At 70.0% G+C, this 11413-nt stretch carries 12 protein-coding genes; all 12 read left to right on the top strand.

Annotated elements, in window-relative coordinates; genetic code table 11:
- Window positions 1–153 precede the first annotated feature (153 nt).
- Genes QRY02_RS27705 through QRY02_RS27650 form a run of 12 tightly spaced genes read left to right on the top strand, consistent with a single transcriptional unit; the run spans window position 154 to window position 11398 of the window.
- Entirely contained in the window at window positions 154–1704 is a 1551-nt protein-coding gene (locus QRY02_RS27705; RefSeq protein WP_285985770.1) for a DUF6801 domain-containing protein, read from the top strand.
- A 28-nt stretch (window positions 1705–1732) separates the two neighbouring features.
- Window positions 1733–2446, top strand: a complete 714-nt coding sequence (locus QRY02_RS27700) for a hypothetical protein (RefSeq protein ID WP_285985769.1) — start codon at window positions 1733–1735, stop codon at window positions 2444–2446.
- Complete coding sequence (locus tag QRY02_RS27695; RefSeq protein ID WP_285985768.1) at window positions 2443–3237, top strand: MlaE family ABC transporter permease; 795 nt, start codon at window positions 2443–2445, stop codon at window positions 3235–3237. The genes QRY02_RS27700 and QRY02_RS27695 overlap by 4 nt, the downstream gene beginning before the upstream one ends.
- On the top strand, window positions 3238–4053 hold the full coding sequence (locus tag QRY02_RS27690) for an MlaE family ABC transporter permease (RefSeq protein WP_013229372.1): 816 nt from the start codon (window positions 3238–3240) through the stop codon (window positions 4051–4053).
- Complete coding sequence (locus QRY02_RS27685; protein WP_285985767.1) at window positions 4050–5246, top strand: MCE family protein; 1197 nt, start codon at window positions 4050–4052, stop codon at window positions 5244–5246. Before QRY02_RS27690 ends, QRY02_RS27685 begins: the two co-directional genes overlap by 4 nt.
- A complete protein-coding gene (locus QRY02_RS27680) occupies window positions 5243–6259 on the top strand; it encodes an MCE family protein (RefSeq protein ID WP_285985766.1) in 1017 nt (338 codons plus the stop codon). The genes QRY02_RS27685 and QRY02_RS27680 overlap by 4 nt, the downstream gene beginning before the upstream one ends.
- Window positions 6256–7251, top strand: a complete 996-nt coding sequence (locus tag QRY02_RS27675; protein ID WP_285985765.1) for an MCE family protein — start codon at window positions 6256–6258, stop codon at window positions 7249–7251. The genes QRY02_RS27680 and QRY02_RS27675 overlap by 4 nt, the downstream gene beginning before the upstream one ends.
- The gene (locus tag QRY02_RS27670) at window positions 7251–8249 is read left to right on the top strand and encodes an MCE family protein (protein ID WP_285985764.1); all 999 of its coding nucleotides are present in this window, start codon (window positions 7251–7253) and stop codon (window positions 8247–8249) included. Before QRY02_RS27675 ends, QRY02_RS27670 begins: the two co-directional genes overlap by 1 nt.
- Entirely contained in the window at window positions 8246–9217 is a 972-nt protein-coding gene (locus QRY02_RS27665; protein WP_285985763.1) for an MCE family protein, read from the top strand. Before QRY02_RS27670 ends, QRY02_RS27665 begins: the two co-directional genes overlap by 4 nt.
- Window positions 9217–10323 carry an MlaD family protein gene (locus QRY02_RS27660; protein ID WP_285985762.1) on the top strand — a complete coding sequence of 369 codons (1107 nt, stop codon included), beginning with the start codon at window positions 9217–9219 and terminating at the stop codon, window positions 10321–10323. The genes QRY02_RS27665 and QRY02_RS27660 overlap by 1 nt, the downstream gene beginning before the upstream one ends.
- Entirely contained in the window at window positions 10320–10817 is a 498-nt protein-coding gene (locus QRY02_RS27655; protein WP_285985761.1) for an Rv1363c family protein, read from the top strand. The genes QRY02_RS27660 and QRY02_RS27655 overlap by 4 nt, the downstream gene beginning before the upstream one ends.
- Window positions 10814–11398 (top strand): hypothetical protein, encoded by a 585-nt coding sequence (locus QRY02_RS27650; RefSeq protein ID WP_285985760.1) that lies wholly within the window; start codon window positions 10814–10816, stop codon window positions 11396–11398. Before QRY02_RS27655 ends, QRY02_RS27650 begins: the two co-directional genes overlap by 4 nt.
- Window positions 11399–11413 lie beyond the last annotated feature (15 nt).

Here is an 11413-nt window from a genome sequence, read left to right as displayed (position 1 = left end):
CCGGATAGCACCCGCGTGATAAGGCCTGACCTGCGTGACTCTTCCGGGACGGGGTGATCTCCTGCGCGTGACAAAGAATCGCAGGTGGCTTGTTCGCCCGGAAACACGGAGGTAGCTTTGCCGAAATTCCCCCATTTCCCGAGGTGACGACCCGTGAAGTTTTCGTGGAAGTCGAGAAAGCCCGCCTTCGGCCTCGCCGCCGTGACCGCCGCGGGGGTCGCGGCGGCCGTCGCGCTCGTCGGGGCGGGCCCGAGCCAGGCCGCGCCGGTGAGCCTGACTCTCAACTACAACTGCCCGTTCCCGTTGATCGGCGACCAGGTGCTGTCGGTGAAGATCGACACCAACCTGCCCGACAACGCCGTCGCGGGCGCCTCGTCGACGCCGATCACCTTCGACGTCGACGTCACCGTGCCGGAGACCGCCACCGAGGGGCTCGCGCTGGTCGGTGCCACTTCGCTGGACGGTTCGGCGAAGGCGGCGGCCGTGCTCAAGTACCCGGTCGACAAGACGCTGAACCTGAACCTGCCGCTGACGATCGCGTCGACGCCGGTGCCGCCGTCGGGCGCGTTCCACGTCAAGAGCAGCGGCAAGGCACCGGCGGTGACGTTCCCCAGCCCCGGCACCGCGTCGGTGACGGTCGGGAACTTCAGCACCACGATGACCCCGCGCACCGCGGACGGCCAGCCGACCGACCTCGGCACGTTCACCTCGGACTGCATCGCGGTCCCGGGCCAGAACCAGCAGCTGGGCACGTTCGAGATCAAGCCGGCGGGCGGCACCACGACGCCGACCACCCCGACCACGCCCACGACGCCGACGACTCCCACTACGGAGCCGACCACTCCGACGACGGAACCGACGACTCCCACCACTGAGCCGACGACTCCGACCACCGAACCCACAACTCCGACCACGGAACCGACCACGCCGACCACGGAGCCGACGACCCCCACGACTCCGACCACCGCGCCGACGACTCCCACCACGGAGCCCACGACTCCGACCACTGAGCCGACGACTCCGACGACGGAGCCCACGACTCCCACCACGGAACCGACGACTCCCATCACGGAACCGACGACTCCCACCACGGAGCCCACGACGCCGACTACCGCGCCGACGACCCCGACCACCGAGCCCACGACCCCGACCACTCAGCCCACGACGCCGACGACCCAGCCGACGAACCCGCCGGGCGGCATCGAGGTCAAGTACTCCGTGCAGGGCAAGTCGATCCTCAAGCAGCTGCACGCCACGCTGCCCCTCGGCCCCGGCACCCTGGACGCGAAGCTCGACGCGGCGTCCGGCAAGTTCGGTGCCCGGCTCGCGCTGCCGAAGTCCGACGTCCACTTCCACGTCTTCGGCTTCATCCCGGCGTCCGCGACCGTGAAGCTCGACCAGGTCGGCGCGATCAACGGCACGCTCGCGGCCGGTGCGGTCAAGGCGAACGCCCAGGTGGACGTCCAGCTCACCAAGGTCCGCGTGTTCGGCTTCCCGATCCTGTCGTCGAAGTCGTGCCACACGGTCAAGCCCGCCGACGTGCCGCTGACCTCGGCGAACGGCTTCGACCCGCTCAAGGGCGGCAAGCTGACCGCGACCTACGACATCCCGCGGTTCACCGGCTGCGGCTTCCTGACCGGGCTGATCACCGGCATCACCTCCGGCCCCGGCAACACGCTGGACATCACCCTCGCCAAGAAGTGAAGGAACCTCGTTCGATGAAGAATTCCGGATGCTGACCCGGCTCTCGCTGGTGCTGGCACTGGCCGCGGTTTCGCCCGGCGCTGCGGAAGCGGCACCGGGCGAAACCGCCCCGGTGGCGCAGGCCACGCAGATCCCCTTCGGGTTCACCCTCGGGGACGCCCAGCAGCCGACCACGAGCCACGTGGCCAAGCTCGGCTCCGACATCGCCTTCCCGCCGGGCACCTTCGACGGCGCGCTGGGCGGTCTCACGAACACCGTGCCGATCACCGGAAAGCTGGCCATCCCGCCGGCGAACGGTTACTTCGTCGCGTTCCGGTTCATGGCCACCACCGGCCGGGTCGAGATCGTCCCGGACGGCGACGCCTCGGGGACGGCCACCGTGCACACGGGCAAGGACAAGGACTGCAAGGCCACGCAGACCAACATCTGCGCCGACACGGACGTGACCGCGAAGGTCTTCATCAAGCTCTCGGACGTCGAAGTGGACGGCAAGCCCCTCGACGTCGGCCCGGACTGCCGGACGGCCCAGCCCGCCGCGGTCACCATCAAAGCGCTGGTGCCGATTTCACTGCCGGCCCCGCCGGTGAAGGTGACGTCCACCTTCACCACACCGTCGTTCGCCGGGTGCGTCGGGCACGAGGACGTCAGCCGGCTGCTCACCGGCCTGGTTTCGGGGCCGGGCAACACCTTCGTCTCGAACCTCACGCTGCGCTGCTTCAGCACCGGGTGCAAGCAGCCATGACGACCTTCCTCAGCGAAGCGCCGCAGAAGGCCGCGAACGGCCTGCGCGAGTTCGGCCGGATGTGCGCGATGGGCCTCGACGTCCTGCTCGCCATGCTCCGCCGCCCGTACCAGGTTCGGGAGTTCGTCCAGCAGTTCTGGTTCATCGCCAGCGTGTCGATCACCCCGGCGATCCTGGTCTCCATTCCGTTCGGTGCGGTCATCTCGCTGCAGCTCGGCTCGCTCACCAGCCAGATCGGCGCCCAGCAGTTCAACGGCGCGGCGAGCGTGCTGGCCGTCGTGCAGCAGGCCAGCCCGATCGTGACGACGCTGATCATCGCCGGCGCAGGAGGAAGCGCCGTCTGTGCTGATCTTGGCGCGCGCAGCATCCGCGAAGAGATCGCCGCGATGGAGGTGCTCGGCGTCTCGCCGCTCCACCGGCTGGTCGTGCCGCGCGTGCAGGCCGCCGTCGGGGTGTCCGTGCTGCTGAACGGCCTGGTCAGCGTGGTCGGCGTGCTCGGCGGCTACTTCTTCAACGTCATCATCCAGGGCGGCACGCCCGGGGCGTACCTGGCCAGCTTCAACGCCCTCGCGCAGCTGCCCGACCTGGTCGTCAGCTCGATCAAGGCCGTCATCTTCGGCTACCTCGCCGGGGTCGTCGCGGCCTACCGCGGCCTGAACCCGAAGGGCGGCCCCAAGGGCGTCGGCGACGTCGTCAACCAGTCCGTCGTCATCACGTTCCTGCTGCTGTTCTTCGTCAACACCGTGCTCACCGCGCTGTACCTGCAGCTGGTCCCGGCGAAGGGAACCTGAGTGGCCATCCTCGGCAAACCCGGCGACCGGCTGTTCGACCTCGGCGACCAGCTGCTGTTCTACGTGCGCGCGCTCGCCGCCGTCCCGCTCGCCGTGACGCGTTATTTCCGCGAAGTCGTGCGGCTGCTGGCCGAAGTGACGTTCGGCAGCGGGGCCCTCGCGGTGATCGGCGGCACGATCGGCGTGATGGTCGGGCTGTGCGTGTTCACCGGCGTCACCGTGGGCCTGCAGGGGTTCAGCGCGCTGAACCAGATCAACATCTCGGCGATGACCGGTTTCCTGACCGCGTACTTCAACACGCGGGAGATCGCGCCGCTCGTCGCCGGGCTGGCCCTTTCGTCCACTGTGGGCAGTGGGTTCACCGCCCAGCTGGGCGCGATGCGGATTTCCGAAGAGATCGACGCCCTCGAAGTGATGGCCGTGCGGAGCATGCCGTACCTGGTCACCACCCGGATCGTCGCCGGGTTCATCGCGATCATCCCGCTCTACGTCATCGGGCTGCTGATCTCCTACCTCGGCTCCCGGCTGACCACGGTCGTCTTCTTCGGACAGTCCGGCGGCACCTACGACCACTACTTCACGCTGTTCCTGCCGCCCGGCGACGTGCTGTGGTCGTTCGGCAAGGTGCTCGTCTTCAGCGTCGGCGTGATCCTGACGCACTGCTTCTACGGCTACCGCGCGAGCGGCGGCCCGGCCGGGGTCGGCGTCGCGGTCGGCCGGGCCGTGCGGACGTCGATCGTGCTGATCAGCGTGCTCGACCTGTTCCTTTCGCTGGCCATCTGGGGCGCGACGACCACGGTGAAGGTGTCCGGATGAGCCGGTTGTCCACGCAGCTCGCCGGGGTCGCCTTCCTCGGCGTGCTGGCCCTGCTCGGCTGGCTCGCGGTGGCCGTCTACGACAAGGACTTCGACGACTCCGAGGTGGTGACGCTGCGGGCCGACCGGGTCGGCAACCAGCTCGCGCCGACCGCGGAGGTCAAGGTGAAGGGCGTCCCGTTCGGCGAGGTCCGGGCGGTGCGCAGCACCCGCGCGGGAGCCGAGATCGACCTCGCCATCGACCCGGCCAAGATCGGGCTGCTGCCGGGGAACGTGTCCGCGCGGCTGCTGCCGAAGACGGTGTTCGGCGAGCGGTACGTCAACCTCGTGCTGCCGTCCAGTCCACAAGGGACGCTGCACGGCGGGGACGTGATCGCCCAGGACCGCTCCACCAACGCCATCGAGCTGGAACGGGTGCTCGGCGACCTGCTGCCGCTGCTGCGGGCGGTCCAGCCGCAGAAGCTGAACAGCTCCCTCGGCGCGATCTCCCAGGCTCTCGACCACCGCGGCAAGCCGCTGGGCGACAGCATCGTCCAGCTGAAGGACCTCCTCGGGCAGCTGAACCCGCTGATGCCGCAGTTCAAAGCCGACGTCACCGCGCTGGCCGACGCGGCCGACGTCTACACGGGAGCCGCGCCGGACATCCTGCAGGCGCTGAGCGACCTGTCGACGACCGCGAAGACCATCGTGGACACCCGTGCGGACCTCGACCACCTCTACACGAGCGTCACCAGCGCCACCGGGCACCTGAACGAGTTCCTGCGGAAGAACAAGGACAACCTCATCGGCGTCTCGGCGGCGAGCCGGCCGACGCTGGAACTGCTGTCGCGCTACTCGCCGGAGTTCCCGTGCGTGTTCGACGCGGTCAACCGGCTCAAGCCGCTGATGGAGAAGGCCCTCGGCAAGGGCACGAACGAGCCGGGCCTGCACGTGACGCTCACCGTCCAGGATCCGCGGGAGAAGTACGTCCCCGGCCGCGACACGCCGCGGTTCGACGCCACCGGCGGGCCGAAGTGCTACGGCGGCGGCGCGGCGGCGGCCGGTGCGACCGACGGCGACCTCGGCCCGGCGAACTCGCCCGGTGAGCGGCAGCTGGTCGCCGAACTCCTGCGGCCGACGCTGGGTGCGGTACCCGACTGGAGCAGCGTCCTCATCGGACCGGCGCTGCGCGGGACGGAGGTGACCGTCCGATGAGGAGCGTCGCAGGACCCGCCGTCAAGGGCCTGGTCTTCTTCCTGGTCACCGCGGCCGCGACCGCCGTGCTCGCGATCACGATCGCCAACTCGAACGTCGGTGCGACGATCGGCTACACCGCCCGGTTCACCGACGCGACGTCGGTCAACCCCGGCGACGAAGTCCGGATGGCCGGTGTCCGGATCGGCCAGGTCGACTCCGTGCGGGTCGTCGAACACCGCCTCGCCGACGTCGAGTTCTCCGTCGGGCGCACGCACCGGCTCACCGCGTCGGCCTCGGTCACCATCCGCTACCGCAACCTCGTCGGCCAGCGGTACCTCTCGGTCGACCCCGGCGCCACCGACACGTCCCCGACACTGGCCGAAGGCGCGCAGATCCCCCTGGAAAAGACCAAGCCGGCGCTCGACCTCACCGCGCTGTTCAACGGCTTCAAGCCGCTCTTCCAGGCGCTGTCGCCCAACGACGTCAACCAGCTGTCGTTCGAGATCATCCAGGTCCTGCAGGGGGAGGGCAGCACGATCGACAGCCTGCTGCGGCACACCGCGTCGCTGACCTCCACCCTCGCCGGAAAGGACGCGCTGATCGGCCAGGTGATCGGCAACCTCAACACCGTGCTCGACACGCTGAACGCCCAGGGCGACCAGTTCGACACGCTCGTCGACACCACCGCCCAGCTCGTCACCGGTCTCGCCGCCGACGCCCAGCCGATCGGCCAGGCCATCGGCGGCCTCGGCGAGCTGACCACCGCGACCGCCGGGCTGCTCGAACAGGGCCGGCAACCGCTCAAGGACAGCGTCACCGCCCTCGGGGACCTGTCGAAGAACCTGGCCGACAACACCCCGGTGTTCCAGCAGTTCCTCGACAACCTGCCGAAGAAGCTCGACCGGATCGGCACGCTCTTCTCCTACGGCTCGTGGGCGAACTTCTACCTGTGCGCGGTGCAGACCGATGCGAAACCGGCGCCGGGCGGCCTGCCACCGGGCATCCCCGTGACGGCTGGGAGGTGCCGGTGAAACCCTTCCGCAGCCGCAACCCGATCGCCGTCGGCGCGGTGACCGCGCTGGTCATGGCGCTGATCGGCGGCGCCACCTTCTTCTCCGACGACCTGCCGGTCCTCGGCGGCGGCACCACGTACCAGGCCGAGTTCCACGAGGCCGCCGGGCTCAAGCCCCACGACGAGGTCCGCGTCGCCGGGGTGAAGGTCGGCGAGGTCACCGACGTCCGGCTGGCCGGCGACCACGTCGAGGTGTTGTTCCGGGTGCGCGACACCTGGGTCGGCAACCGGACCACGGCGGCGATCAAGATCAAGACGCTGCTCGGCCAGAAGAACCTGGTGCTCGACCCGGTCGGCAACGGCGAGCTGAACCCCGATCAGCCGATCCCGGCCGAGCGCACGAGCTCGCCCTACGACGTCACCGCGGTCTTCAACGACCTGGCGAGCACCGTCGGGGCAATCGACACCGACCAGCTCGCGCAGGCGTTCCGCGTGCTGTCCGACACGCTCGGCGCGTCGGCGCCCAGCGACGTCAAGACGGCGTTCAACGGGATCGCCGCCCTGTCGCAAACGCTGGCGTCCCGCGACGAAGAACTGGTCAAGCTGTTCCGGAACACCAACCAGGTGTCGAAGACGCTCGGGGAGCGCTCCGACCAGATCCAGGCCCTGATCCGCGACGGCAACACCCTGCTCACCGAGCTCAACGCCCGCAAGGACGCCATCGCGAAGCTGTTCACCGGCATCAAGAACCTCTCGATCCAGCTGCGCGGCCTGGTCGCGGAGAACCAGAAGACCCTGGGCCCGGCGCTCGACCAGCTGGACCGCGTGGCGACCGTGCTCCAGCGCAACCAGGGGAAGCTGGAGGACAGCCTCCGCCTGGCCGGCCCGTTCTACCGGCTGCTCGGCAACGCCGTCGGCAACGGCCGGTGGATCGACACCTACATCTGCGGGCTGATCCCCACCGGCACCACACCCGGCAGCTGCCGGCCACCGAAGAACGGGGGACGCTGATGGCCCACCAGCTCGCCGACCTGGGAGCCCGGGCGCGACGACGGACGCGGCTGCGGGCCCTTGCGCTCGGCGTCGTCCTCGCGCTCGTCGTCTCGGCCGCCTGGCCCCTGGTCACCGCGCCGCGTGAACGGACGCTGACCGCGTACTTCACCGCCGCCGTGGGTATCTACCCGAACTCGGACGTCCGCGTCCTCGGCGTCGCCATCGGCTCGGTGTCCGAAGTGGAACCCAACGGCACGGACGTCAAGGTGACCATGACGTTGCGGCCCGGCGTACCGCTGCCCGCGGAGGCCGGGGCCGTCGTCATCACACCGAGCCTGGTCGCCGACCGGTACGTGCAGCTCACGCCCGTCTACCGCGGCGGGCCCCAGCTGGCCGACGGCGCATCGATCCCCCGGGAGCGCACCGCGACCCCGGTCGAGGTCGACGACCTGCTGCACAGCCTCAACCAGCTGATGTCCGCGCTCGGGCCGCAGGGCGCCAACAAGGACGGCGCGGTGAGCGACGTCCTGACCCGCTCTGCGGACTACCTGAACGGCACCGGCCAGACCATCGGCACGGCGATCAAGAACCTCGGCGAGTTCGCGCGGACGGCGAGCGACTCCAAGGACGACCTGTTCACTTCGGTGGACAACATCAGCAAGTTCACCGCGATGCTCGCGGCCAACGACGGCCAGGTCAAGCAGGCCATCTCGCAGATCGCGTCGCTGAGCGAGGTGCTGGCCGAACAGCGTGACCAGTTCTCCGGCGCGCTGACCGAGCTGACCCAGGCCCTGAGCGTCGTCCAGGGGTTCATCAAGGACAACCGGGGCAAAGTCCAGTCCGATGTGGACAAGCTGGCCGACGTCACGAAGGTGCTCGTGAACCAGAAGAACTCCCTCGCCGAGGCGCTCGACGCGGCCCCGAACGCCCTGACCAACCTCCTGGACGCCTACGACCAGGCGAACGGGACCATCGACGGCCGCGGCAACCTCCTCGAATTCGCGGAGCCGAAATGAAGTCCCTGGTCAAGCTCACCGCGGTGGTGACCCTCGCGCTGGTCACCACCGGCTGCGGCAGCGGGGTGAGCGTCTACGACATCCCGCTGCCCGGCGGCGCCGCGCTCGGCGACCACCCGATCCACGTGACCGCGAGCTTCACGAACGTGCTGGACCTGGTGCCGCAGTCCGGGGTCAAGGTCAACGACGTCCCGGTCGGCCAGGTCGTGCGGGTCGAGCTGGCCCCCGACGGGCACAGCGCGGTCGTCGCCCTCCTGCTCAACGGCGACGTCGACCTGCCGGGCAACGCCGTCGCCCGGCTGCGGCAGGCCAGCATCCTCGGCGAGAAGTTCGTCGAACTCGCCCCGCCGGCCGACGCCCCGCCGTCGGGCCGGCTCCTCGACGGCGCGACCATCCCGCTGGATCGTTCGACGCTGACGCCCGAGATCGAGGAGGTCTTCGGGGCGCTGTCGCTGCTGCTCAACGGCGGCGGCGTGGCCCAGGTCCAGAACATCAGCCACGAGCTGAACGACGCCCTCGGCGGCAAGGAAACCGCGGCGCGCTCGCTCTTGTCCGATCTGGACACCTTCGTGCGCGGGCTCGACGAGCATCGGAACGAGATCACCAGGGCCATCGAGAGCGTCAACAAGCTCGCGGCCACGCTGAACGCGCACACCGATCGGATCACCACGACGCTCAACGGCTTGACGCCCGGCATCGGCGTCCTCAACCAGCAGCGGGAAGCGCTGGTCGGGATGCTGAAGTCGCTGGACGGGCTGACCTCGGTCGCCGTCGACACCGTGAACAAGAGCAAGGACGACCTGGTCGCCGACCTGCGCGCGCTGGAGCCGCTGCTGCGGCGGCTGGCCGACTCCGGCGACAAGCTGCCCAAGGCGATGGAGATGATCTTCACCTTCCCGTTCCCGGACGCCGCCCTGGACACGATCCGCGGCGACTACCTGAACGGCTTCCTCAAGGCAGGCCACTGATGCTGACCCGGTTCGTGCGCGTGCAGGTGACGCTCTTCGTCGTCATCGCGGTCGTCGGCGTCGCCTACGTCGGGGCCACCTACGCGGGCCTCGACAAGGTGTTCTTCGACCGCGGCTACACCGTGACCGCGCAGTTCCCGACCGGTGGCGGCATTTTCACCAATGCAGAGGTCACCTACCGCGGGGTGCCGATCGGCCGCGTCGGCGAGCTGCGGCTGACCCCCGCCGGGATGGAAGCCGACCTCGAAATCGACTCCGATACCGCTGCCGTCCCGGCCGACACCGAAGCCGTCGTCGCCGACCGGTCGGCCGTCGGCGAGCAGTACGTCGACCTGCGGCCGCGCACCGACGGCGGGCCGAAGCTGCACGATGGCTCGGTGATCACCCAGGCGGACACGAAGATCCCGCTGCCGGTCGACGTCGTCTTGTCGACAGTGGACTCGTTCGCGAACTCGGTGCCGAAACCGGCGCTGCGCACGGTCGTCGACGAGCTGTACGACGCGACGTCCGACGCGGGCCCGGCACTGGACCAGCTGGTCGGCCGCGGCATCGAGTTCGTGCAGGCGGCGAGCGCGCACGTCGCGCCGCTGACCCGGTTCGTCACCGACGCGCACACGGTGCTCGACACCCAGGTGCAGCAGGCCGGCGCGATCCGCGAGTTCGGCGCCAACGCGAAGCTGCTGGCGTCGACGTTGAAGTCGTCCGACGGCGACCTGCGCACCTTGATCCCGGCGGTACCCGCGGCCGCGAACGAGGTCAGCGCGCTCATCCGCGACGCCGGGCCGAACCTGGGCGTGCTCCTGGCGAACCTGCTGACGACCGCGGACGTCCTGGAAGCCCGGCAAGACGGGCTTCGCCAGCTGCTGATCACCGCGCCGCAGGCGGTGGCCGCGGCCGGCGCGATCGTGCGGCCGGATGGTGTCCACATCGGACTGTCGCTGACGTTCTTCGACCCACCGCCGTGCACCACCGGGTACACGACGCCGTACCGCGACGGCCTCGACACGTCGGTCCGCCCGCTGAACACGGCCGCGCGCTGTGCGCTGCCGAAGGGCGACCCGACGAACGTACGGGGCTCGCAGAACGCACCGGGAGGACGACCGTGAGGATCTTCGCTGGGCTGGCCGCGGTCTTGGCGACCGTCGCGGCCGGGTGGTCGGGGTTCACCTGGTGGCAGGCGGCGCACGACGACGGCGTCGCGCGCGCCGTCGTCCGGGAAGAGGCCCTGCAGGCGGGCCGGACCGCGGTCGCCGGGTTGACCACTTTGGACTACCGGCAGGCCGCACCCGGGTACCAGCACTGGCTGGACCTCTCCGGCGGCGCGCTGCGCGACGAGCTGGCAGCCGATCGGCAGGGGAGTCTCGACCGGATCACCCAGGCGAAGACCGTCACGACCGGGAAGGTGACCGACGCCGCGGTGACCGAAGTGGACACCGGCGCCGGCACGGCGAAGCTGATCGCCTCGGTCGAGCTGGTCGTGGCACCGGACGGCGGGGACGCCGTGACCAAGCGCAACCGGTTCCAGGCCGACCTGACGCGCGGGCCGGGCGGCTGGCGCGTCACCGGCCTCGGCCAGGTTCCCGTGGGGGAGGCACCATGACGGTTCCGACGAAGAAGCGAGCGGTGAAGGTCGCGGGACGGCACCACGAGCCGGAACCGGCGTCTCCGGAGCCGGTCGCCGAGCCGCGCCGCCGGGTGCCGCTGGTGCTCGCCGTCCTCGCCGTCGTGATGGCCGGGCTCGCCGGGTGGTTCACCCTCGAAACGCGGGCGACGAACGCTGTGGTCGCGCACAACAGCGCGCTTTCCGACGTCGCCGGCACCGCGGACGCCGGCAAGCAGATCAGCGCCGCGCTCGGCACGGTCTTCTCCTACCGCTACGACGATCCGGCCAAGAGCGAGCAGGCCGCCAAGGACGTCCTGACCGGGCCCGCGCTCGCGCAGTACGAACAGCTCTTCGGCCAGGTTCGCAAGCTGGCCGCCGAGCAGCAGCTCGTCGTCACCTCCACCGCCGTCGCGTCCGGGGTGAAGCTCCTGGACGGCGACCGCGCGGCGCTGCTGGTGTTCCTCGACCAGACCGGGACGAGAGGTGACGGGCAGCGCAGCACCGGCGCCGCCCAGCTGAGCGTCACGGCTGAGCGCGTCGCCGGGAAGTGGCGCGTCACCGGGATGTCCGCCGCCTGAGAATGCGCGAGGAAC

This window comes from Amycolatopsis sp. DG1A-15b (assembly GCF_030285645.1).
Lineage (GTDB): Bacteria > Actinomycetota > Actinomycetes > Mycobacteriales > Pseudonocardiaceae > Amycolatopsis.
The sequence above is the reverse complement of the archived record's forward strand: the minus strand, read 5'-3'. Positions and strand labels throughout refer to the sequence as shown.